The sequence below is a fragment of the Bacillus sp. FSL K6-2819 genome (genome assembly GCF_038008305.1).
GTDB classification, from domain to species: Bacteria; Bacillota; Bacilli; order Bacillales; family Bacillaceae; genus Bacillus; species Bacillus amyloliquefaciens.
Genome location: NZ_JBBOYV010000001.1, coordinates 2,765,508 through 2,788,921, shown reverse-complemented (window position 1 = coordinate 2,788,921; position 23,414 = coordinate 2,765,508). Strand labels below are relative to the sequence as shown.

Genomic DNA, 23,414 nt, shown 5'->3' with positions numbered 1-23,414 from the left:
AGAAAAAAAGGAAGTGATGATTGTGCCGGAACTACCAGAAGTTGAAACGGTCCGGCGCACTCTGACCGGTCTTGTGAAAGGGAAAACGATTGAATCGGCCGACATCAGATGGCCGAATATCATCAAAAAACCCGCCGAGCCGGAGGAATTCGCGCGGCAGATTGCAGGAGAAACAATCCGATCCATCGGGAGAAGGGGAAAGTTTTTGCTTTTCCATCTGGATCATTATGTCATGGTCTCCCATCTCCGGATGGAGGGGAAATACGGTCTTCACCAGGCCGATGAGCCTGACGATAAACATGTGCACGTCGTATTTAACATGACGGACGGAACACAGCTCCGCTACCGGGACGTCCGGAAATTCGGCACGATGCATTTATTTGCGCCGGGAGAGGAACTGACTGCATTACCGCTTTCACAGCTCGGGCCTGAGCCTGACGATGAAGCATTTACCGCCGCCTATTTAAAAGAGCGGCTCGCCAAAACGAACCGCGCGGTGAAAACCGCTCTGCTCGATCAAAAAGCGGTCGTCGGCCTCGGCAACATTTATGTCGATGAAGCTTTATTCCGGGCGGGGATTCATCCTGAGACAAAAGCGAACAGTCTGTCAGACGGGCAGATAAAAAAGCTCCATACAGAAATTAAAGACACCCTTCAGGAAGCGATTGACGCGGGCGGGAGCACCGTCCGGTCTTATATCAATTCCCAAGGAGAGATCGGAATGTTTCAGCTCAGACATTACGTATACGGCAAAAAAGATGAGCCGTGCAAGACGTGCGGCACGATGATTTCTAAAATCGTGGTCGGCGGAAGAGGTACGCATTTCTGCGCCCGATGCCAAAAAAAATCATAAACTGAAGCTGTTCAAGCGGACGCCGGAAGAATGACTTTTTTCTAACACAGTTGATGACCTTTCTCCATATATATATTGTGATTCACCCAATAGGCATTTGTCACAATTGCCGATCAAGAGAAAGGGAGAAACGGATATGGAGATTGTTTCTTTGCTGCTTTTGGCTTTTGCTGTCAGCTTGGACAGTTTTTCAGTCGGGTTTACGTACGGATTGAGAAAAATGAAAATCCCGTTCAAAGCGATTGCCGTGATCGCTTGCTGTTCAGCCTCTGTGATGTTTATATCCATGCTGATCGGCCATTTTCTGACAAAGATTTTTCCCGTATCCGTCACGGAGAAACTGGGCGGGCTGATCTTAATCGGAATCGGGGCATGGGTCATCTATCAATTTTTTAAACCGGCTAAAGAGCCGGATTACTTATTGCATGAAAAAACGTTACTTAATCTTGAAGTGAAATCGCTCGGCATCGTGATTCACATTTTGAAAAAGCCGACCAGCGCTGATATTGATCAATCCGGAACCATTAACGGAGTCGAGGCGCTTTTGCTCGGTATCGCCTTATCAATCGACGCGTTTGGCGCCGGCATGGGAGCAGCCATTCTCGGCTTTTCTCCGGTTATGATGAGCGTGACCGTCGGGGTGATGAGCTCGCTGTTTGTTTCACTCGGCATAAACGCGGGGCATTTCTTTTCAAGATGGAATTGGATAGATAAAATGACATTTTTGCCGGGAGTCCTGCTGATTATCATCGGGATTTGGAAAATGTAGAAGGAGTGGGCTTTTTGAGCTTGGTCATCGGTTTAACGGGAGGCATCGCCAGCGGCAAAAGCACAGTAGCGCGCATGCTGATCGACAAAAAGATTACAGTCATTGATGCGGATGTCATCGCAAAACAGGCGGTGGAAAAAGGAAAGCCGGCTTACGGACAGATCGTTGAAGCGTTCGGAAAAGAAATCCTGCTGGAAAACGGCGGGATTGACAGAAAAAAACTCGGTGCCATCGTTTTTACGGACGAACAGAAGCGTCTGACGCTGAATCAGATCGTTCATCCGGCGGTGCGTGCGGAAATGATGAAACAGCGGGATGAGGCTGTTGCGCGAAAAGAGCAGTTCGTCGTTTTAGATATACCGCTTTTGTATGAGAGCGGGCTTGACTATCTTGTCGGCAAAGTGCTCGTCGTCACCGTACCGGCAGACATACAGCTCAAACGGCTGATGGAGCGGAATTCTCTTACAGAAGAAGAAGCGATGAGCCGGATAACGTCGCAGATGCCTTTAGCGGACAAAACAAAAAAAGCTGACGCCGTCATTGATAACAGCGGCAGTCTTGAACATACAAAGCATCAGCTGGAGGAAATATTGAGCAGCTGGGCATAAACAAACACCGTTCGGGAAGCCGAACGGTGTTTTTCTGGATTAAAAATCAAAATTGTCAGGGTCCGGACCGACACGGAGATTTTCGTTCAGATCATCAATCCGTTTCATATCTTCAGCTGACAGTTCGAAATCAAAGACATTTGCATTTTCTTCAATACGGTGTTTTTTAGTTGATTTCGGAATGGTAATGACACCGTTTTGCAAATCCCAGCGCAAAATCACTTGAGCCGCTGATTTGCCGTACTTCTGAGCGATCTCCTGTAAGACGGGATGATCAAGCAGCTGGCCTTGCATCAATGGCGACCACGCTTCAAGCTGAATGCCTTGTTCGGCGCAGAATGCCTGCAGTTCTTTCTGTGTCAGGCGCGGGTGGTATTCCACCTGGTTGATCATCGGCTTAATATCCGTTTCTTTCATAAGATGTTTCAGATGGTGAATTTGGAAATTGCTGACCCCGATCGCTTTAATGCGTCCATTGCGGTAGAGGGTTTCGAGCGCCCGCCACGCATCAATGTACTTTCCTTCGACAGGCCAATGGATCAAATATAAATCTAAATAGTCTAAACCGAGTTTCTCTAAGCTCATGTCAAACGCTTTTAACGTTTCTTCATATCCTAAATCGGCATTCCATACTTTTGACGTGACAAAAATGTCTTCACGTTTTAATCCCGCTTCTTGCAATCCTTGGCGGATGCCTTCACCGACACCCTCTTCATTACCGTAAATCGCGGCGGTATCAACACTGCGATAGCCGTGCACCAATGCCGTTTTCACCGCATTGACGAGTTCTGCGCCTTCCTCCACTTTGAACACCCCGATGCCAAACCAAGGCATTTTTACTCCGTTATGCAATGTTGCTTTTGCTTGTAAATGTGTTGTCATGTATATGTTCCTCCAATTATTTGTTTGTTGAAAAGATCAAAATGCCTGAAGAAAAACTCACCTCCTTTCAGGGATGATGTGATCCCGCTTTTCAAGCTTCCTGCTCCATCCGGTTAACACGACCGCGCTGAGCACCATGAGCGCCCCGATCCAAGCGGTATGAATGATCCCGATTGAGTCTGTAATGACTCCGCCGGCAAACGAGCCGATCGCGATTCCGGCATTAAATGCCGCGATGTTTAATGCTGATGCTGTATCAACGGCGCTTGGGGCAAAACGTTCACTGAGCATCACAATATATACCTGCAGTCCCGGCACATTCATAAACGCCAACAGCCCCATTAAAATAATGGTGATCAGCCCGGCTGTTTTAAACGGCGCGGTAAAAGTCAAGACAAACAGCACAGCTGCCTGGACAATGAACATGTAAAGCAATGCTTTCAGCGGATTTCGATTTGATAATCGGCCGCCAATCATATTTCCGATGGCGATTGCAATTCCGTAAACAAGCAGGACGGCTGCGACGGTTTCTTTCTGAAAGCCGGTTACTTCCTGAAGAAGCGGGGATAAATACGTAAACACGACAAACGTTCCGCCGTAGCCTAACGCCGTAATCATAAATAAAAGCAATAACCGTCCGTTCGTGACGAGTTTTACCTGCTCGGAAAACGCGGTCTTCGTCCCTTTACGCAAATTTGACGGAACGAGAAGCGCATTTGTAAGGAAGGCAATGATTCCTACCGTGACAATGACGGCAAACGCAATCCTCCAGCCGAATTGCTGGCCGAGATAGGTGCCGAACGGAACGCCGGTCACCGTAGCCACCGTCAGCCCCGTAAACATAATGGAAATCGCGCTTGCTCTTTTATGTTCCGGTACGATACTGGCGGCGATTGTTGCCCCGATTGACATGAAAATGCCGTGGGAAAACGCCGTAATGACCCGCGCTGTCAATAAGATTCCGATTGAAGACGCGCTCGCCGCGAGTATATTTCCGGCGATAAAAATCAACATGACCCAGAGCAGCAGCGTTTTCCGCGACATGCCGGATGTGAGAGAAGTTAAAACCGGCGCGCCGAATGTCACGCCGAGAGCATACATGGAAACGGTAAGGCCCGCCGTTGTCACGGGTATATGCAGATCCTGAGATATAAGCGGCAGCAATCCGACGCTGATAAATTCGGTTGTGCCGATCGCAAAAGCGCTGACGGCTAATGCCAGCAGCGCTGGTAAATAGCTTTGGCGATGTGAAGACATCTGTTTTCCTCCTTGGTCGATAATGTATGGTTGAAATGATGCCGGGTAAACGATATAAGTATAAGAGTACATCCCTTTTCATCCGGCAAATGTCATTATGATTGATAGAAGCGTCATTGAAAAGAACGTACTTTTAAGTGCCATAGGCACTTTTTAGTTCCTATAGATGAGGAGGAATTACCGTTGCTGAAGAAAAAATACAATATATCCGTAGAGGCGACGCTTGAAGTGATCGGCGGAAAATGGAAGTGTGTGATCCTCTGCCACCTCATGCGCGGGAAAAAGCGGACAAGTGAATTGAAGCGGCTTATGCCGGAGATTACCCAGAAGATGCTGACACAGCAATTGCGGGAACTGGAAGCAGACGGCGTCATCAACCGGATCGTGTACAATCAGGTGCCGCCGAAAGTCGAATACGAGCTGAGTGAATACGGGCACAGTCTGGAAAGAATTTTAAACGCGCTGTGCGACTGGGGCGCGATGCATATTTCTAAACGGTACGGCGAGGTGTCTTCCGTTTTAGAGGACAGCATTTTAAATGACAAATTTAAAGATCCGGAACAAATATAAGAAAAAAGCAGGCAGGATGAGACGCTGATCCTGCTTTTTTTATGGAAAAAAGATCATTTTATATGCAAAAAAACCGATTGAACAACATATTGATCGGTATAAGGGTGGATTTTTATCAAGTTGTACTGGCGGATTTCTTTTAATGTGTTATACTATATATAATTAAAAATTAATTAGAGTGGCATATTAAAAAGGGGTGACCTGAGCATGAAGGTAAAAGTAGCAATCAACGGGTTTGGAAGAATCGGAAGAATGGTGTTCAGAAAAGCAATGGAAGATGATCAAATTCAAATAACAGCCATTAATGCAAGCTATCCCCCGGAAACGCTTGCTCATTTGATAAAGTATGACACAATCCACGGCAGATACGATCAAGAAGTCGAGGCCGCCGAAGACAGTCTGATCGTCAACGGTAAACATATTATGCTGTTCAATCGGCGGGATCCGAGAGAGCTTCCGTGGAAAGAGTGCGGAATAGACATCGTCGTAGAGGCAACGGGAAAATTTAATTCAAAAGAAAAAGCCATGAGCCATATTGAAGCAGGGGCGAAGAAGGTCATTTTAACCGCTCCGGGCAAAAATGAAGACGTTACCATTGTCATGGGAGTCAATGAAGAGCAATTCAATCCGGATGAACATGTCATTATTTCAAATGCATCCTGCACGACAAACTGTCTCGCGCCGGTTGTCAAAGTGCTCGATCAGGAATTCGGAATTGAAAGCGGCCTGATGACGACTGTTCACGCTTATACGAATGACCAAAAAAATATCGACAACCCGCATAAAGATCTGAGGCGGGCGAGAGCGTGCGGAGAATCCATCATTCCGACTTCTACAGGCGCCGCAAAAGCGCTGTCGCTCGTGCTCCCTCATCTGAAAGGAAAACTTCACGGCCTTGCTTTACGGGTTCCCGTTCCCAATGTGTCATTAGTGGACCTCGTCTGCGATCTGAAAACAGATGTGTCGGCCGAGCAAGTGAATGCCGCTTTCCAAAGAGCCGCAAAGACGTCAATGTACGGAATTCTTGATTATTCGGATGAGCCGCTCGTGTCTTCGGATTATAATACGAATTCACATTCCGCGATCATTGACGGACTGACAACAATGGTGATGGAAGACCGAAAAGTAAAGGTGCTCGCCTGGTATGACAATGAATGGGGATATTCCTGCCGGGTCGTTGATCTTATCCGTCACGTGGCCGCGCGAATGAAACACCCGTCAGCTGTGTAGAATAAAGATCATGGACATTTGTTAGAAAAAACCCTTAACGGCATATTCGCAAAAAACACTTCTTGCAAAATAAACTTAAACACAGTATACTATCTTTCGTGAACTTCTTGCTCGTGACTGCTTCGGAATTACTTAAAGGGTTAGGACCTCTCCGGACTAACTTTCCCCCGTGGTAAATAGCCGGGTCAGTTCTCGGAAATTCACTTTTTTAATTCTTGTTAAGGGGGGTCCATGATTATGGAAACAATGGGGCGTCACGTCATCTCCGAGCTGTGGGGATGCGATTTTGATAAGCTCAATGACATGGATTTTATTGAAAAAACGTTTGTAAATGCTGCTTTGAAATCAGGAGCTGAGGTGCGCGAGGTCGCATTTCACAAATTTGCACCGCAAGGCGTAAGCGGAGTCGTTATTATTTCTGAGTCACATTTAACGATTCACAGTTTTCCTGAACACGGATATGCAAGCATTGATGTTTATACTTGTGGAGACCTGGATCCTAATGTGGCTGCTGATTACATTGCGGACGCATTACATGCAGATACAAGAGAAAACATTGAAATACCGAGAGGAATGGGGCCTGTACAGATTAAACAGGCACAAGCGAAAGTACTGTAATTTTCAAAACGCACACACAAGGGAGCTAAGCTGAAAAAGCCATTACGCGCTTTGAGGCTGATGCTCCTTTTCTAATGTAAAAAAACAGCATTGCTTTTTCTTTAAGCATTTTTTTTGTAAAATAGAGAAAGATAAGGCCGGTCTATCGGCTCTCCCAACACAATAGGCTCATCCTAGAAACGTTGGCGGGCATTTACCGGAAGCTTGCGAACCGCATTACAGCAACGAAACAGATGGGAGCTGATCCAATTTGAAATGTCCTTCATGCCAGCATAACGGTTCCCGCGTACTTGATTCACGGCCTGCGGACGAAGGGAAATCAATCCGCAGAAGGCGGGAATGCGAAGCCTGCCATTACCGCTTCACTACATTTGAGAAGTTTGAAGAGATGCCTCTGATCGTCGTGAAAAAAGAAGGCGTCCGGGAAGAATTCAGCCGTGAAAAAATGCTGCGCGGGTTAATTAAAGCTTGTGAAAAAAGACCCGTTCCTTTAAAAACACTGGAAGACATGTGCTTTGACATTGAAAAAGAGCTGCGAAACCAAGGCGTATCTGAAGTCAAAAGCGAACTCGTCGGAGAAATGGTGATGGACCGCCTGGCGAAAATCGATGAGGTGTCTTATGTCCGCTTTGCCTCCGTCTACCGGCAGTTTAAGGATATAAACGTGTTTATCGATGAATTGAAAGATTTAATAAAGAAAGAACGCTAAAGAGCTAAGAGATTGTGTCTGGCTCTTTTCTCATGAGCAAAATTGGCATTTGATAGATTGCGGAAACGGTGTAAAATGAGAGTAGAAACATATCGGAAGGTTTGAGAATCATGGCTGACTATTGGAATGACGTATTGCCTGTAGATCCTTATACGGTCAAAAGCCGTTCGCTTCTTCAGGATGTCGACAGACAGGTTTTGACACATCTGTACCAGCCGCTGATCGGTTCTTTTGCATTCTCCCTGTATATGACCTTATGGGGGGAGCTTGAGCAGAACCGTTTGTGGGGATCGGAATCCACGCACAGACAGCTGATGGGTATGATGCAGTCAAATTTAAAAAAGATTCATCATGAACAGGGAAAGCTTGAAGGAATCGGTCTGCTGAAAGTGTATATCCGCGAGTCCGAGCAAAAGGAGCGGATGTTTATTTATGAGCTGCTGCCCCCGCTCAGACCGAATGAATTTTTTGAAGACGGCATGCTGAACGTCTTTCTTTATAACAGAGTCGGTAAAACGAAATACCAGCAGCTGAGACAATTTTACACGCATCCTTCCGTCGGCGAAGGCGCAAGGGAAATTACGCGGCCGTTTAATCACGCCTTTGCCTCTTTCCAGCCGAGTGAGTGGAAGATGACGCCGGATATGGAAGAAGCGATGAACCTCCCCGAGGATTATGAGACGGCGTCTGTCGGACAAGCGCCTTCCTATACGGTGACGGAGGAAGTGTTTGATTTTGAGCTGTTTTTAGCGGGATTATCAGAAACGATGATACCGCGCAAATCAATCACACAGGACGTGCGGGAGAGTATTAAAAAGCTTTCGTATTTATACGGAATAGATCCTATCTCCATGCAGCACGTCGTTATGACGGCAATTAATGAACAGGATACGATAACGGCCGAAGCGCTGAGGAAAGCGGCCAGCGACTGGTACCAAATTGAAAGAAGCGGGAAGCTCCCGGAATTGATTGATAAAACACAGCCTGTCCGTCTGAGAGAAAACAAGGCGGAAAAGGAAGATTCATTGAATACAGAACTCATTGCACAGCTTGAGACCATTTCGCCGAGAAAGCTGCTCCAGGACATTGCGGACGGGACCGAGCCGTCAAAAGCCGACCTGCAGATCATAGCGGATATTATGTTCGAACAGAAACTTGAGCCCGGTGTCACCAATGTGCTGATTTATTATGTCATGCTGAAAACGGATATGAAGCTGTCCAAAAACTATATCCAAAAAATCGCCGCCCACTGGGCCAGAAAGAAAGTCAAAACGGTGCGGGAAGCTATGAAGCTCGCAATAGAAGAGCATAGGCAATATCTTGATTGGGCGGACGGCAAAACAAACGGCGCGGCACGCGGCAAAAAAACCGTCCGGGAAGAAAAACGCCCTGATTGGATGAAAGAAGAAGAAAACGGGAATAAGCCTGAACAGCCGGCTCTTTCCGCACAGGATCTTGAAGAACAGAAGAAAAAAATGATGGAAGAAATGAAAAAACTGAAAAAATACTCTGCCTATTGAGACAGAGAAGCGGGGTGATATGAAATGGAACCGATCAGCCGATCCTTAGAAGGCGTAACGAAGAGACCTGACTTTCAAAAACGCCTGGAACGAATGCAGCAGCAGGTCATGGCCGACAAAGACGTCCAGGCTTTTTTGAAGGAACAGAATGATGTAATCAATCAAAGTATGATTGACAGAGGGTTAAATAAACTGTACGAATACGTTCAGCAAAGCAAGCAGTGCGCCTTCTGTTCAAAAGACAACGAGACGAACAGTCTGCTTGAAGGCTATCATCCGAAGCTTGTGATCAACGGGCGTTCGATTGATATTGAATATTACGAATGTCCGGAAAAGAGAAAGCTCGACCGCCAGAAAAGACAAAAATCCCTGATGAAGAGCATGTATATCCAGAAAGATCTGCTCGGCGCGACCTTTCAGCAGATCGACATTACCGATCCGAGCAGACTCGGCATTTTCCAGCATGTGACTGATTTTCTGAAGAGCTATAATGAGACGGGCAAAGGCAAAGGGCTGTACCTGTACGGAAAATTCGGCATCGGAAAGACATTTATTTTAGCCGCCATTGCCAATGAGCTTGCGGAAAAAGAGTATTCCTCAATGATCGTATATGTTCCCGAATTTGTCAGAGAGCTGAAAAACTCGCTCCAGGATCAGTCGCTGGAGGAGAAACTGAATATGGTAAAAACGACGCCCGTACTGATGCTTGATGACATCGGAGCGGAATCAATGACAAGCTGGGTCAGGGATGAGGTCATCGGCACCGTGCTTCAGCACAGAATGAGCCAGCAGCTTCCTACTTTCTTCTCGTCTAATTTTTCACCTGACGAGCTGAAGCATCATTTTACCTATTCACAGCGGGGAGAAAAAGAAGAAGTCAAAGCGGCAAGATTGATGGAGCGGATTTTATATTTGGCTTCGCCTGTCCGTCTTGACGGGGAAAACCGCCGCCGTTCATAGTGCCGGCGACCAATGGGAAGGATTTGAGGGAATGAGGAATAAGAAGGCTGTCACATGGGCTGCGGCTGCGGCGGGAGCGGGCCTTTTGCTGTGGGCAAACCGCAAATATCTGAATCTGTCGCCTAAGGAGATCCGTCTTTGGGTGTTATCGTTCGGTGTTTTTGCGCCGCTTGTGTTTATCGGAATTTCCATCGTAAGGCCTTTTGTGCTGTTTCCCGTATCAATCGTTTCCGTCGCCGGAGGATTGGCGTTCGGACCGTTTTTCGGCACCGTGTATACGCTGGCAGGCTCAATGGGCGCTGCTGCCGTGTCTTTTTTTGCGGCGGGCCTGTTTGCCTTTAAAGAAAAAAGCCGTCACGGAAAAATGGAAATCATTCAAAAACAGATGAAAACCAATGGCTTCTTTTATATTTTTATCCTTCGCATTCTGCCTGTTAACTTTGATGTGATCAGCTATGCCGCGGGCCTTTCGAAAGTCAGGCCGATGACATATCTTTTGGCGACCGCGGCGGGCATCATTCCGGGAACGATTGTCCTGAATGTGCTCGGTGCGAGCTTTATGTCCGGCAATGTGCTGACCATGTTCGGAGTGATCTGTCTTTACATCGTGTTTTTATCGCTTCCCCTCATATTTAAAAAGAAGATGCGCCATTTGTTCGGCGGTGAAAGCTAACCTTTACGTCTATTTTAAAAAGATCCCCCATATACTTGTAACAGATGCCGTAAGGGGGGACAAATATGCTTGAAGTGATCTTTGAAGATGACCACGATACCGCTGCTTTTTTACATCTCATTCAGCAATCGGACGACCGGAGACATTTTATTGTCCGTGAAGGCATAAAAAAAGTCGGAATCGAAAGGTCTGAATCGGCTTTTTCCGTTCAGCGTTTTATTGAGCCGATATTTGTCAGGTTTTTTTTAGAATGTAAAGAAGACGAGCATATGCTTTCGCTCATAGAGGACGCATACTGCTTCACCGATCAGGATGAACAGCAGCAAATCCTTCAGCTTGCACACAGCATTATGGAAGGAGAGCTTGATGATCATCCGTTTGAGCCGAAGAAAGAGCCGCGCACACAGTTTATTTCAGATGCGCTCCGGACAATTTCACTTGATGCGGGTGTTTTTTCCGTGCGTTCGTTTCAGACGTTCCGGCTCGGCAAGTATTATGAGCGGCTCAGGGAATATGCGGAGGCTGCGATAGATGAATACCGGATGGAACAGGAATATCAAAACTTTATCCAGTCTCTGAGAGATTACGTGACATCCAATCCGCCGCGGATGAAGAAAGTCCGCATCGTACATGACCGGGCTTTTACGCTGTGGGAGCTGCGCTATGTGTCAGAACGGGAACAGAAAAAATACATAGACAGGCGGTTTGTGCGGGAGCACCCGATGTATATCGATTCCCATCTGCTTGCGCCGCTGATCTCCATTGCGCCTGAGACCGTGGAACTGTATACGGACAAACCGGAGCATATGATGTCAAGAACGATTCAAAACGTGTTTCAGGAGAGGGTGCGCCTCTTCCCGTTAGGCGCGTTTGTGTCGGAGAAGACGGAAGGATAGCCGCACAGACGGCCTTGCGGCAGCAGCGGGGCTGTCTGTGCGAAATCAGACGGAAAACCGAGTTGCATTTTTCTCACAGACATTTTATAATACATAACAGATTAATGATTGCTACACGTATTGATAAGGACATGAAGCATTGATACCGGCTTTATAAGAGAGGAGAGCCCAGGCTGAAAGCTTTCCAGCTATGGATCATTGTCTTTACCGCCTTTGAACTTCAGCTGTGAACGCAGGAATAAGCGCCAGTAATAGCTGACGGGAACTCCCGTTACAGAGTTTAGAGCCGCAGGTGCCGAAAAAATCGGCCGCGCGGAAAAAAGGGTGGAACCACGATTCCGTTTATTTAACCTCGTCCCTTTCATAGGGGGCGGGGTTTTTGATTTGTATAAAAAAAGGAGTGACGAAGATGTCAGATATGATCAACATCACATTTCCGGACGGAGCGGTAAAGGAATTTCCGAAAGGATCAACAACAGAAGATATCGCGGCATCCATCAGTCCGGGATTAAAGAAAAAGTCTTTAGCCGGTAAACTGAACGGACAGGAAATTGATTTAAGAACGCCGATTCAAGAGGACGGTGCCGTAGAAATCATTACAGAAGGCACAGAAGAAGGCCTGAACATCATGCGGCACAGCACGGCGCATTTATTGGCTCAGGCGATTAAGCGCATTTATAAAGATGTGAAATTCGGAGTCGGTCCCGTCATTGAAAACGGATTTTATTATGACGTTGAAATGGAGCAGGCGCTGACGCCGGATGACCTTCCGAAGATTGAAAAAGAAATGAAACGCATTGTCGGTGAAAATCTGCCGATCATCCGAAAAGAAGTGAGCCGTGATGAAGCAAAATCCATGTTTGCGGAAATCGGCGATAATCTGAAGCTTGAACTGCTGGATGCCATCCCTGAAGACGAAACGGTCTCCATTTATGAGCAGGGCGAGTTTTTTGACCTCTGCCGCGGCGTGCACGTGCCGTCTACAGGAAAAATTAAAGAATTTAAACTGCTCAGCCTTGCAGGCGCGTACTGGCGCGGAGACAGTAAAAACCAAATGCTTCAGCGCATTTACGGTACGGCCTTCTTTAAAAAGGATGACTTGAAAGAGCATTTGCGCATGCTTGAAGAAGCGAAAGAGCGCGACCACCGAAAACTGGGCAAAGAATTAAAATTGTTCGCCAACTCTCAAAAAGTCGGACAAGGCCTGCCGCTCTGGCTGCCGAAAGGCGCGACGATCCGCCGCGTGATCGAGCGCTACATTGTGGATAAAGAGCTGAGCCTCGGCTATGAGCATGTCTATACGCCTGTTCTCGGAAGCAAAGACCTGTACGAAACATCAGGACACTGGGAACATTATCAGGACGGCATGTTCCCGCCGATGGAAATGGACAATGAAACGCTTGTCCTTCGTCCGATGAACTGTCCTCACCATATGATGATTTACAAACAGGACATTCACAGCTACCGCGAGCTTCCGATCCGCATTGCCGAGCTCGGAACGATGCACCGCTATGAAATGTCAGGAGCGCTTTCAGGTCTTCAGCGCGTACGCGGCATGACGTTAAATGACGCACACATTTTCGTCCGCCCTGATCAGATTAAAGAAGAATTCATCCGCACGGTCCGTTTGATTCAAGACGTATACGAAGATTTCGGCCTGAGTGATTACACTTTCCGCCTGTCTTACCGCGATCCTGAAGATACGGAAAAATATTTTGATGATGATGACATGTGGAACAAAGCGCAATCCATGCTGAAGGCGGCAATGGATGAAATCGGCCATGATTACTATGAAGCGGAAGGCGAAGCGGCGTTTTACGGCCCTAAGCTTGACGTGCAGGTAAAAACGGCGATCGGCAAAGAAGAGACATTGTCAACCGTACAGCTTGACTTCCTTCTTCCGGAACGCTTTGATCTCACTTACGTCGGGGAAGACGGCAAACAGCACCGTCCCGTCGTTATTCACCGCGGCGTCGTTTCAACGATGGAACGCTTCGTTGCTTTCTTAATCGAAGAGCACAAAGGCGCTCTTCCGACATGGCTTGCGCCGGTGCAATTCCAAGTCATTCCGGTATCACCGTCTGTGCATCTTGACTACGCGAAAAAAGTGCAGGAGCGCCTGCAGCGTGAAGGCCTGCGTGTCGAGCTTGACAGCCGGGACGAGAAAATCGGCTATAAAATCCGTGAAGCCCAAATGCAAAAAATCCCGTACATGCTTGTGGTCGGTGACCAAGAAGCGGAAAACGGCGCGGTAAACGTCCGGAAATACGGCGAGCAGAAATCCGAAACCGTTTCACTGGACGATTTTGTGAAAAAGGCTGTAGCCGAAGCGAAAAAATAATCCGGAAACATAAAAAAACCCCATTCTGAATGAGTGGGGTTTTTTTCGGTATGTGATTATCTTTGTTTTTGTTTCTCTATAATCGCAAACAGCTCGTGAAGATCGCTGATCACGTAATCAGGCGTAATGTCCGTTTCATTTTTCTTATTCGTCCGGTTTACCCAGACAGTCGTGATGCCTGCCCGTTTCGCTCCCAATATATCAGTATTGAGGTTGTCTCCGACCATAATGGCGTCTTCTTTTTTCAGGTGCAGAAGACTGAGGCAATGTTCAAAGATGGAGGCGTCGGGTTTCCCTTTTCCGAAAGCGCCAGAGATGACAATTTCATTAAAATAAGGCGCAAGCTCAGGAACGCCGGCAAGTTTTTCTTTCTGCAGGCTGGGGTCGCCGTTTGTCAGCAGAAGCAATTCATAAACGCCTTTCAGCTTTTCAAGCACCGCAAACGTCTCATCATACACATACGGGCGCTGTCTGCGTTCCGCCGCGAAAAACTCCGCTAAATATTCGCCGTAAGCCGCATCGTCTATGCCGACACTTTTTAACCCGTTCGTCCAGGCGTTTCGTCTGTATTCCGGCGCAATCTGATTCAGCTTTTTAAATCCTTCGCTGACCGGCTCAGAAAAATTCGCCCATAATCCTTCAAACGGATTAATGCCGATCATGACCGTATAAGGATAGGTTTCGTATGACATATACAATTCCCGTGCCGCTTTACGAACCGCTTCTTCAAATGTGTGCGGGTCAAGGCCATATTTTTTTTCAGCTTGTAAACATGTTTCTCTGAATGTTGTTCTGACGCTTTTTTCATCCCATAACAGTGTATCGTCCAAATCAAAAAATACGGCTTTCATGATCTTCTCCTCTTTGTTATATTCTGAAACTCTCTGCCGCAAGGCTCCCGTTTATTCTACAATAGATACATAGACTGTGAAAGATTTGTTTTCTGATGATTTGAAAAAAACAGGCAGATTTGTGTCCGATTCTGTCTCTTGCTTTAAAACATGATAAAATAAAATTTGAAAGAACAGGTGAAAAAGTATGCTGCATTTGATCATTATGATGCTGGAAAGAGTCGGAATTATCGTCATATTGGGATTCGTTCTGGCTCATACCAGATTGTTCAGACAGGCGCTCCAGCAGCCTGAGAGCTATAAAGGAAAAGCGGTGCTGATTTCAATTTTCTCGCTGTTCAGTATCATCAGTAACTATACGGGGATAGAAATTCAGCGGAATATGATCATGAATAATGACTGGGTGTTTCAAATTAATCCGTCCGGTTCAATTGCCAATACACGGATTATGGGGGTTGAAATCGGCGGACTCTTAGGCGGTCCGTATGTGGGGATCGGAGTCGGCATATTGGCCGGCCTGCATCGTTTATCACTCGGCGGCGCGACCGCAGTCAGCTGTGCCGTCTCGTCCGTATTAGCGGGCGTTTTGTCCGGCTGGATCGGGCGGTATTTCAGAAAACGCTATGCAATGCCGACACCGCGGGTGGCCGCGCTTGTCGGGCTTGGGATGGAATCTTTGCAAATGCTGCTCATCCTTTTGATGGCCAAGCCGTTTTCTGACGCTTGGACGCTTGTGAGCATCATCGGCATCCCGATGATATTGGTAAACGGGTCAGGGACTTTTATTTTTCTTTCCATCATTCAGTCAATTATCCGAAAAGAAGAGCGGGCAAGAGCGCTTGAAACTCACAGGGTGCTGATGATTGCCGACCAGACACTTCCGTTTTTCCGCCAAGGGCTGAATGAAAGCTCATGCAAAAGCGTTGCTGCCATCATTCACAGGCAGACAGGGACGGATGCGGTATCACTTACGGATAATGAAAAGATTTTAGCGCATGTCGGGGCGGGTGCCGACCATCATATTCCGTCTAAAAGCCTGATCACCGGATTGTCAAAACGGGTCATCAAAACGGGACATATTATGAAAGCGACATCAAAGGAAGAAATTGAATGCACGCACGATCCCTGTCCGCTGCATGCGGCTATCGTATTGCCGCTGACGTCAAACGGCAAAACGATCGGCACGTTAAAAATGTATTTTAAAAGCCCGTCGGGTTTAAGCCGGGTTGAAGAAGAGCTCGCGGAAGGACTTGCCATGCTGTTTTCCACCCAGCTTGAACTCGGTGAGGCGGAACTGCAGAGCAAATTACTGAAAGATGCAGAAATAAAGGCGCTTCAAGCACAGGTCAATCCGCATTTTCTGTTTAATGCGATCAATACGATTTCTGCACTTTGCCGCACGGATGTGGAAAAAACCCGAAAGCTTCTGCTGCAGCTCAGCGTCTATTTCCGTTCCAATCTGCAGGGAGCGAGGCAGCTGCTCATCCCGCTTTCTAAAGAACTGAACCATCTGCAGGCATATTTATCACTGGAGCAGGCTCGTTTTCCCGGGAAATATAAAATCAGTCTTGAGATCGAAAACGGTTTGGAGGACATCGAAATCCCTCCTTTTGTGCTGCAGATCCTTGTGGAAAACGCGCTCCGCCATGCGTTTTCAAGAAAGCAGGACAGCTGTGCCGTCAATGTCAGCGTGGTATCCGCCGGTCCGTCGGTTTTAATGCGGGTTGGGGATAACGGGCGGGGAATTGATCCGGAATTGCTGTCTGTGCTCGGAAACCGTCCGCTGCCGTCTAAAGAAGGAACGGGAACCGCGCTTTACAATTTAAATCAGCGGCTGATCGGACTGTTCGGTCCCAAAGCCGCTCTGCGATTGGAAAGTGAGGCCGGTAAAGGTACAGACGTATCATTTGAGCTGCCTTTGAAACTGATGACAAAAGGAGAAGAACATGCTGAAGGTGTTAATCGTTGATGATGAAATGCTGGCAAGAGATGAATTGGCTTATTTGCTGAAACGGACGAATGAAGTAAGTGATATAAATGAAGCGGAAAATATTGAATCCGCTTTTGACAGCATGATGGATCAAAAACCGGATCTGCTGTTTTTAGATGTTGATTTGTCAGGAGAAAATGGATTTGACATTGCCAAACGGCTGAAAAACATGAAAAATCCGCCGGCAGTCGTTTTTGCGACGGCGTATGACCAATTTGCTTTAAAAGCCTTTGAAGTCGATGCGCTCGATTATTTAACAAAGCCTTTCGATGAAGAAAGAGTCCGCCAGACGATCAGAAAGTTTAAAAGGGTTAAACAGGACAGGGCAGAAGCCGTCTCAGAACAGCCGTCCGCAGCCGGAGCGCATAAGCTGGCGGTATCAGCCGGCGAATCTATCGTTATTTTAGATACGAAGGACATTATTTTTGCCGGCATGGAGGACGGACACGTTTCCGTCAAAACTTTCGCCGCGTCTTATTCCGTTCACGAAACCTTGGCGGTCATTGAGAAAAAACTGCCTGAGACGGGCTTCTTGCGAGTGCACCGCGCGTTCATCGTGAATACGGAGCATATTACGGAGATTCATCCGTGGTTTAATTCGACCTACAATCTTATTTTAAAAGACGGCTCTAAAATTCCCGTCAGCCGTACATACGCAAAAGACTTAAAAAAGCTGCTTCATATTTTATGAGGCGGCTTTCTGCATTTCAACAGCCGTTTTTTGCATTTCAGAATGAATATTCTACCGTTTGTCATGAAAGCGCTTTATAAATCGGTGTCTCTTTTATAATGGACCTAACAAAGAGAAAGAGGTGAAGAAAATGAGTGCGAAAAAAGTGTACGGATTTCTGACACAAGCATTTATTTTTGCCGTAATTATGCTCATATCTAATGGGATTGCAGCGATTGTCCCCATTCCTATACCCGCTTCTGTAGTAGGTTTGGTGTTATTATTTGTCCTCTTATGTCTGAAAGTGATTAAGCTTGAACAAGTAGAAACGCTGGGAACATCATTAACGTCACTGATCGGATTTTTATTTGTCCCGTCGGGCATCTCCGTGATGAATTCACTTGGCGTCATGCAGCAGTACGGCGTGCAGATCGCACTCGTCATCTTACTCGCCACCATCATTCTGTTAGGGGCGACGGGTCTTTTTTCTCAGCTGATTCTGTCTGTCAGCCAAAAACGTCAGAAGGAAACTTCGGCTGATAAACAAACGGTGCGCCGTTCCAATCAAGAAAATGAACTTGTGCAGCATTAGGAGGGAAAACAGATGAGTCCATATTTCGGTATTGTCGTTTCACTTGCAGCATTCGGCATCGGCACGTATTTATTTAAAAAAACGAAAGGCTTTTTCCTCTTCACCCCGCTGTTTGTCGCGATGGTGCTCGGCATCCTTTTTCTGAAGCTCGGCGGTTTTTCATATGAAGATTATAAAAGCGGCGGAGACATTATTAAGTTCTTCCTGGAGCCCGCGACGATCGCTTTTGCCATTCCTTTATACAAACAGCGTGACAAGCTGAAAAAATACTGGTGGCAGATCATGTCTTCAATTATTGTCGGCTCTGTCTGCTCAGTCACGATAGTATATTTGATCGCAAAAGGCATTCAGCTTGACGCGGCCGTTATGAAAAGCATGCTTCCTCAGGCGGCGACAACGGCAATTGCCCTTCCGCTGTCAAAAGGGATCGGCGGCATCACCGACATCACCGCTTTCGCCGTCATTTTCAACGCCGTGATCGTCTATGCCCTGGGCGCTCTGTTCTTAAAAATGTTTAAAGTGAAGCACCCGATCTCTAAAGGACTGGCTCTCGGCACATCAGGTCACGCACTTGGTGTTGCGGTCGGTATTGAGATGGGAGAGGTAGAAGCGGCAATGGCAAGTATCGCGGTTGTCGTCGTAGGAGTGGTGACGGTGCTGGTCATTCCGGTATTCGTTCAGCTCATCGGTGGATAAGCCCCGGGTCATAGACCCGGTTTTTTTATTGTCCGGCACATCAAAGGTTGCAAAGAACAAAATTTCACATTTTTCCTTGCGCTTACCCCGGCACCGTGTTAAAATGAAAAAGTTGATCCGGATAAGTCATTCTTGACTAATGTTCCGGTATTGTGTAGAATAGTTACTGAATTGAATATAAATCACAAGCAGAGGCACCCGCTTCTCACCTGATTGACACATTCATGTAGTTGGCAGGTTGACCGTACATTTTTATTTATGCAGATGTTCGTAGTGTGGGTGTGTTATCATGCCCGCACTTTTTGTTTGCCTGCAGAATGCAGTCAAAAAGCGTTGTGAATCAATTCGAAGAAACTATGGAGGTGGCTCATTATTAGCAAAGATCAATTGGTTAATGAGGGTATCCGTGCACGTGAAGTCCGTTTAATCGGGCAAAATGGCGATCAGCTCGGCATCAAGTCCCGTCAGGAAGCACTTGAAATCGCCGGCCGCGCAAATCTTGACCTTGTGTTAGTTGCAGCAAATGCAAAACCGCCTGTCTGCCGTATCATGGACTACGGAAAGTTCCGATTCGAGCAGCAGAAAAAGGAAAAAGAAGCACGTAAGAATCAAAAAATCATTAACTTAAAAGAAGTTCGGTTAAGTCCGACGATCGATGAGCATGACTTTAACACGAAATTGCGCAATGCGATTAAATTCCTTGAAAAAGGCGATAAAGTGAAAGCTTCTATCCGCTTTAAAGGGCGCGCAATCACTCATAAAGAAATCGGCCAGCGCGTATTGGACCGTTTCTCTGAAGCATGTGCGGAAGTTGCGACAGTCGAAACAAAACCAAAAATGGACGGCCGCAGCATGTTCTTAATGCTCGCGCCGAAAAACGAAAAGCAATAAGGAGGAAATCCCATGCCAAAAATGAAAACTCACCGCGGATCTGCTAAACGTTTTAAAAAGACAGGTTCTGGGAAGTTAAAACGTTCTCATGCATATACAAGTCACTTATTCGCCAACAAATCCCAAAAGCAAAAGCGTAAGCTTCGCAAGGGTGCTATTGTAAGCGCAGGAGACTTCAAACGCATTAAACAACAGCTTGCCAACATCAAGTAATCGGACAAGGAACAATTAGGAGGGAAATCTAATGCCAAGAGTAAAAGGCGGAACTGTTACACGTAAGCGTCGTAAAAAGGTTCTTAAATTAGCAAAAGGTTATTTCGGTTCAAAACATACATTATACAAAGTAGCAAACCAGCAGGTCATGAAATCTGGAAACTATGCATTCCGTGACCGTCGTCAGAAAAAACGTGATTTCCGTAAGCTTTGGATCACTCGTATCAACGCTGCTGCACGTATGAACGGTCTTTCTTACAGCCGTTTAATGCACGGTCTTAAGCTTTCAGGTATCGAAGTAAACCGTAAAATGCTTGCTGATCTTGCTGTAAACGATCTTACTGCTTTCAATCAGCTTGCTGATGCTGCTAAAGCTCAGTTAGACAAGTAAGTTGAAAAAGCCGCTCTCTTTCCGGGGAGCGGTTTTTTACGTAAAGGGTGACAATCAATGGCTTTCTTCATTTATGCGGTATTGATAAACGGATACGGCTTTTGGATTATGGGCGCTGATAAAAGAAGAGCAAAAGCGCGCAGGTGGAGAATCTCAGAGAAGCGGATATGGCTCACAGCCGCTATGTTCGGCTCGCTCGGCGTATGGATCGGCATGCGCGCCTTCAGGCATAAGACGAAGCACAAATCTTTTTTATACGGGGTGCCGATGCTTTTTCTCGCCGAAGCCGCCCTTGTGCTGATCTATTTGATGTATAAAAAATAAAAAGCAGGAGAGCTCAGCGCTCGCCTGCTTTTTTTGCTTTTTTGATGGGCTGGTCCCAATCAATCTTGCAATTGGGGTACCGCTCCAATACCTTTCTCTCGACTTCTTCATAATCATCTGCAGAAAAGCTGCTCAGCTTTTCCGGAGTCTCGGTCCACACGAATATCGTATGAATAAACAGCGGATGATCTTTGGAGGGGATATGCTTCTCTCCTTCAAAGAGCACTCCTTTATAAGTAAGCTGGAGATTTTTACGCGTGTTTTTCTGTTCATCAATAAAATAAAAATTTTCTTTTGACTGCGCCAGTCTGAGCTTTCTTTTCGGATTTGCGTAGAATTTGACCGCCATGTAAATAAAATAAATAAGAAGTGCAAGCAAGACAATCCTGAATACTGTAATGGCCATATGTGTGAAGGCACCTCCTCACCTTTGTCATGATCTGATGTAATACGAAAAACAAAACAAAAGGTTTCATTTTTTTAAAAAGAAATATATAAAACATTTACCCGTTTTTCAGGCGAATTAATCGTATGCTTCAGCATTGGTTCTGTATAATAAGAAGGGTAGTAAAAAAAGGAGGTTTATTGATGACAAAATTAGATGAAACGCTCACCATGCTGAAAGCGTTAACGGACGCAAAAGGGATACCGGGAAATGAGAGAGAAGTAAGACAAGTGATGAAATCATACATAGAACCATTTGCCGATGAAGTCACAACAGACCGGCTGGGAAGCCTAATCGCTAAAAAAACCGGCAAAGAAAACGGTCCGAAAATCATGATTTCAGGGCATTTAGACGAAGTCGGTTTTATGGTGACGCAAATCACTGATAAAGGTTTCCTCCGTTTTCAAACCGTCGGCGGCTGGTGGTCTCAGGTAATGCTGGCCCAGCGTGTCACCGTCGTTACAAAAAAAGGGGACATCACTGGGATCATCGGTTCGAAGCCGCCTCATATTTTACCGCCTGACGCCAGAAAAAAAGCCGCTGATATTAAAGAGATGTTCATCGATATCGGCGCATCCAGCCGTGAAGAAGCGATGGAATGGGGCGTTCTTCCGGGGGACCAGGTTGTGCCGTATTTTGAATTTACAGTGATGAACAATGAAAAACATTTATTGGCGAAAGCATGGGACAACCGCATCGGCTGTGCGATAGCCATTGATGTATTAAAAAATCTGAAAAACAGCGATCATCCGAATGAAGTATACGGTGTGGGAACGGTTCAGGAAGAAGTCGGGCTTCGCGGAGCTAAAACAGCGGCGCATACCATCCAGCCTGATATCGCATTCGGTGTGGATGTCGGAATTGCCGGAGATACACCGGGAATTTCTGAAAAAGAGGCGCAAAGCAAAATCGGTGAAGGGCCGCAAATAATTCTGTATGACGCGTCAATGGTATCTCACAAAGGCCTGCGCGATCTTGTCGTGAATACGGCGGAAGAAGCTGGTATCCCGTATCAATTCGATTCCATTGCCGGAGGAGGGACGGATTCAGGTTCCATTCATTTAACCGCGAATGGAGTGCCGGCGCTGTCCATTACAATCGCAACGCGCTACATCCACACTCATGCCGCTATTTTGCATCGGGATGATTACGAGAATACGGTAAAACTGATCACAGAAGTGATTAAAAAATTGGACCGGGAAACGGTTGACCGTATTACATATCAATAAAGATACGGAAGAATCTGCTTTTTTAAGCAGATTCTTTTTTTTTGTCTGTACAAATATGAGCCCTGCGGCTACAATAAGAAAGACACAGAAAAATCTGACAACGTATTTTGTAAGCGCTTAAAAAGGGAGGGGTTATGAAATGAAAAACAGATTCAAACGCTTGATCCGCTTTTCGTGCGCAGCCGTTACAGCCGGGCTGCTGCTGATGTCTTCATCTCCGGCATCTGCCGCGTTTTGGGGGGCATCAAATGAATTGCTTCACGATCCGACGATGGCGAAAGAAGGAAACACGTGGTACGCTTTCGGAACCGGTTTGGAAGGTGAGCGGGGGCTTCGTGTCTTAAAGGAGGGCAGCGGCGGCGTATGGACCGTTCAAAAATCAATCTTTACTTCCCCGCTGTCATGGTGGAGCAATTACGTGCCGAATTACGGGCTGAATCAATGGGCTCCCGATGTTCAATATTATAATGGAAAGTATTGGCTGTATTATGCCGTTTCTTCATTCGGCAAAAATACCTCCGCAATCGGTCTCGCTTCATCAACAAGTCTCAGCTCAGGAAACTGGAAGGATGAAGGGCTCGTCATCCGTTCGACAAGCGCAAATGATTACAATGCGATTGATCCGGAGCTGACAATTGATAAGGACGGAAACCCTTGGCTTGCTTTCGGTTCTTTCTGGAGCGGCATCAAGCTGACAAGGCTTGATAAAAACACAATGAAACCGACGGGATCACTTTACTCCATCGCTGCCAGGCCGAATAACGGCGGAGCTTTGGAAGCGCCGGCCATCACCTATCAGAACGGCTACTATTATTTAATGGTGTCATTTGATAAATGCTGTTCAGGCGTGAATAGTACGTACAAAATCGCTTATGGAAGATCCAAAAGCATCACCGGCCCATATCTTGATAAAAGCGGGAAAAGCATGTCAGAAGGCGGAGGCACAATTCTTGATTCCGGCAATGACCGCTGGAAAGGCCCGGGCGGTCAAGACATTGTGAACGGGAATATTTTAGTGCGCCATGCGTATGATGCCGAAGACAGCGGGATTCCGAAGATGCTCATCAATGATATCAACTGGAGTTCAGGCTGGCCTTCCTATTAATTGAGCAGCCGGGCATATGGTCCGGCTTTTTACTTGCAATAAAAGATTGACAGTTTGATTCCTCCTTAACTATAATGAAGTTGTTCGTACAAATAAAAGGATAGAAGTTTTATATTTTATATTCGTACGTA

26 protein-coding genes and 1 other annotated feature are annotated in these 23,414 nt (G+C 46.5%); of the genes, 22 read left to right on the top strand and 4 right to left on the bottom strand.

Annotated features, from left to right (window positions below):
• The first annotated feature begins 22 nt into the window (after positions 1 to 22).
• The 3 genes from mutM (at position 23) to coaE (ending at position 2,230) form a co-directional block, all read left to right on the top strand.
• Positions 23 to 853, top strand: coding sequence for a DNA-formamidopyrimidine glycosylase (gene mutM / locus MHH91_RS14525; RefSeq protein WP_014470812.1), 831 nt, complete (start codon positions 23 to 25; stop codon positions 851 to 853).
• 136 nt (positions 854 to 989) lie between these two features.
• Positions 990 to 1,622: a sporulation membrane protein YtaF gene (gene ytaF / locus MHH91_RS14520; protein ID WP_013353151.1), complete on the top strand. Its 633-nt coding sequence runs from the start codon at positions 990 to 992 to the stop codon at positions 1,620 to 1,622.
• 14 nt (positions 1,623 to 1,636) lie between these two features.
• A complete protein-coding gene (coaE, locus tag MHH91_RS14515; RefSeq protein ID WP_013353150.1) occupies positions 1,637 to 2,230 on the top strand; it encodes a dephospho-CoA kinase in 594 nt (197 codons plus the stop codon).
• A gap of 39 nt (positions 2,231 to 2,269) precedes the next feature.
• On the opposite strand, the gene MHH91_RS14510 is transcribed toward coaE, so the two are convergent.
• Both MHH91_RS14510 and MHH91_RS14505 read right to left on the bottom strand, forming a co-directional pair.
• A complete protein-coding gene (locus MHH91_RS14510) occupies positions 2,270 to 3,112 on the bottom strand; it encodes an aldo/keto reductase (protein ID WP_013353149.1) in 843 nt (280 codons plus the stop codon).
• A 57-nt stretch (positions 3,113 to 3,169) separates the two neighbouring features.
• Positions 3,170 to 4,369, bottom strand: a complete 1,200-nt coding sequence (locus MHH91_RS14505) for an MFS transporter (protein WP_013353148.1) — start codon at positions 4,367 to 4,369, stop codon at positions 3,170 to 3,172.
• A gap of 183 nt (positions 4,370 to 4,552) precedes the next feature.
• Here MHH91_RS14505 and MHH91_RS14500 point away from each other — a divergent pair, with 183 nt between their 5' ends.
• From MHH91_RS14500 to thrS, 9 genes are all read left to right on the top strand, one after another.
• Entirely contained in the window at positions 4,553 to 4,939 is a 387-nt protein-coding gene (locus tag MHH91_RS14500; RefSeq protein WP_013353147.1) for a winged helix-turn-helix transcriptional regulator, read from the top strand.
• Between the two features lie 207 nt (positions 4,940 to 5,146).
• Positions 5,147 to 6,169: a glyceraldehyde-3-phosphate dehydrogenase gene (locus MHH91_RS14495; RefSeq protein ID WP_013353146.1), complete on the top strand. Its 1,023-nt coding sequence runs from the start codon at positions 5,147 to 5,149 to the stop codon at positions 6,167 to 6,169.
• Between the two features lie 237 nt (positions 6,170 to 6,406).
• Positions 6,407 to 6,787, top strand: a complete 381-nt coding sequence (gene speD, locus MHH91_RS14490) for an adenosylmethionine decarboxylase (protein WP_003152471.1) — start codon at positions 6,407 to 6,409, stop codon at positions 6,785 to 6,787.
• Positions 6,788 to 7,037: 250 nt separating this feature from the next.
• Positions 7,038 to 7,496, top strand: a complete 459-nt coding sequence (gene nrdR, locus MHH91_RS14485; RefSeq protein WP_003152473.1) for a transcriptional regulator NrdR — start codon at positions 7,038 to 7,040, stop codon at positions 7,494 to 7,496.
• 110 nt (positions 7,497 to 7,606) lie between these two features.
• Positions 7,607 to 9,016, top strand: a complete 1,410-nt coding sequence (locus tag MHH91_RS14480) for a replication initiation and membrane attachment family protein (RefSeq protein WP_013353145.1) — start codon at positions 7,607 to 7,609, stop codon at positions 9,014 to 9,016.
• A gap of 24 nt (positions 9,017 to 9,040) precedes the next feature.
• The gene (gene dnaI, locus MHH91_RS14475; RefSeq protein WP_013353144.1) at positions 9,041 to 9,976 is read left to right on the top strand and encodes a primosomal protein DnaI; all 936 of its coding nucleotides are present in this window, start codon (positions 9,041 to 9,043) and stop codon (positions 9,974 to 9,976) included.
• A gap of 31 nt (positions 9,977 to 10,007) precedes the next feature.
• On the top strand, positions 10,008 to 10,649 hold the full coding sequence (locus MHH91_RS14470) for a TVP38/TMEM64 family protein (RefSeq protein ID WP_014470811.1): 642 nt from the start codon (positions 10,008 to 10,010) through the stop codon (positions 10,647 to 10,649).
• 65 nt (positions 10,650 to 10,714) lie between these two features.
• Positions 10,715 to 11,545 (top strand): putative sporulation protein YtxC, encoded by an 831-nt coding sequence (gene ytxC, locus MHH91_RS14465; protein ID WP_013353142.1) that lies wholly within the window; start codon positions 10,715 to 10,717, stop codon positions 11,543 to 11,545.
• A gap of 409 nt (positions 11,546 to 11,954) precedes the next feature.
• Positions 11,955 to 13,886, top strand: a complete 1,932-nt coding sequence (thrS, locus tag MHH91_RS14460; RefSeq protein WP_013353141.1) for a threonine--tRNA ligase — start codon at positions 11,955 to 11,957, stop codon at positions 13,884 to 13,886.
• 56 nt (positions 13,887 to 13,942) lie between these two features.
• Here the strand turns inward: thrS and MHH91_RS14455 are convergent, their stop codons facing one another.
• Positions 13,943 to 14,737, bottom strand: coding sequence for an HAD family hydrolase (locus tag MHH91_RS14455; protein ID WP_013353140.1), 795 nt, complete (start codon positions 14,735 to 14,737; stop codon positions 13,943 to 13,945).
• Between the two features lie 187 nt (positions 14,738 to 14,924).
• On the opposite strand from MHH91_RS14455, the gene MHH91_RS14450 reads away from it, so the two are divergent.
• The 8 genes from MHH91_RS14450 (at position 14,925) to MHH91_RS14415 (ending at position 20,504) form a co-directional block, all read left to right on the top strand.
• Positions 14,925 to 16,706: a sensor histidine kinase gene (locus MHH91_RS14450; protein WP_013353139.1), complete on the top strand. Its 1,782-nt coding sequence runs from the start codon at positions 14,925 to 14,927 to the stop codon at positions 16,704 to 16,706.
• On the top strand, positions 16,684 to 17,418 hold the full coding sequence (locus MHH91_RS14445) for a LytR/AlgR family response regulator transcription factor (RefSeq protein ID WP_013353138.1): 735 nt from the start codon (positions 16,684 to 16,686) through the stop codon (positions 17,416 to 17,418). Before MHH91_RS14450 ends, MHH91_RS14445 begins: the two co-directional genes overlap by 23 nt.
• 130 nt (positions 17,419 to 17,548) lie before the next feature.
• Complete coding sequence (gene lrgA / locus MHH91_RS14440; protein WP_013353137.1) at positions 17,549 to 17,989, top strand: antiholin-like murein hydrolase modulator LrgA; 441 nt, start codon at positions 17,549 to 17,551, stop codon at positions 17,987 to 17,989.
• Positions 17,990 to 18,001: 12 nt separating this feature from the next.
• On the top strand, positions 18,002 to 18,685 hold the full coding sequence (gene lrgB / locus MHH91_RS14435; protein ID WP_013353136.1) for an antiholin-like protein LrgB: 684 nt from the start codon (positions 18,002 to 18,004) through the stop codon (positions 18,683 to 18,685).
• Positions 18,686 to 18,865: 180 nt separating this feature from the next.
• Positions 18,866 to 18,996, top strand: a sequence feature (ribosomal protein L20 leader region).
• Between the two features lie 58 nt (positions 18,997 to 19,054).
• Positions 19,055 to 19,576, top strand: a complete 522-nt coding sequence (gene infC, locus MHH91_RS14430; protein WP_010886591.1) for a translation initiation factor IF-3 — start codon at positions 19,055 to 19,057, stop codon at positions 19,574 to 19,576.
• A 12-nt stretch (positions 19,577 to 19,588) separates the two neighbouring features.
• Positions 19,589 to 19,789, top strand: a complete 201-nt coding sequence (gene rpmI / locus MHH91_RS14425; RefSeq protein ID WP_003152493.1) for a 50S ribosomal protein L35 — start codon at positions 19,589 to 19,591, stop codon at positions 19,787 to 19,789.
• Positions 19,790 to 19,820: 31 nt separating this feature from the next.
• Positions 19,821 to 20,180 (top strand): 50S ribosomal protein L20, encoded by a 360-nt coding sequence (rplT, locus tag MHH91_RS14420; protein WP_003152495.1) that lies wholly within the window; start codon positions 19,821 to 19,823, stop codon positions 20,178 to 20,180.
• A 57-nt stretch (positions 20,181 to 20,237) separates the two neighbouring features.
• A complete protein-coding gene (locus MHH91_RS14415) occupies positions 20,238 to 20,504 on the top strand; it encodes a DUF1294 domain-containing protein (protein WP_013353135.1) in 267 nt (88 codons plus the stop codon).
• Positions 20,505 to 20,517: 13 nt separating this feature from the next.
• Here MHH91_RS14415 and MHH91_RS14410 read toward each other — a convergent pair whose 3' ends face one another.
• Complete coding sequence (locus tag MHH91_RS14410; protein WP_013353134.1) at positions 20,518 to 20,910, bottom strand: hypothetical protein; 393 nt, start codon at positions 20,908 to 20,910, stop codon at positions 20,518 to 20,520.
• Positions 20,911 to 21,092: 182 nt separating this feature from the next.
• Here MHH91_RS14410 and MHH91_RS14405 point away from each other — a divergent pair, with 182 nt between their 5' ends.
• Complete coding sequence (locus MHH91_RS14405) at positions 21,093 to 22,178, top strand: M42 family metallopeptidase (protein WP_013353133.1); 1,086 nt, start codon at positions 21,093 to 21,095, stop codon at positions 22,176 to 22,178.
• A 139-nt stretch (positions 22,179 to 22,317) separates the two neighbouring features.
• The gene (locus MHH91_RS14400) at positions 22,318 to 23,283 is read left to right on the top strand and encodes a glycoside hydrolase family 43 protein (RefSeq protein WP_013353132.1); all 966 of its coding nucleotides are present in this window, start codon (positions 22,318 to 22,320) and stop codon (positions 23,281 to 23,283) included.
• Positions 23,284 to 23,414: the final 131 nt, after the last annotated feature.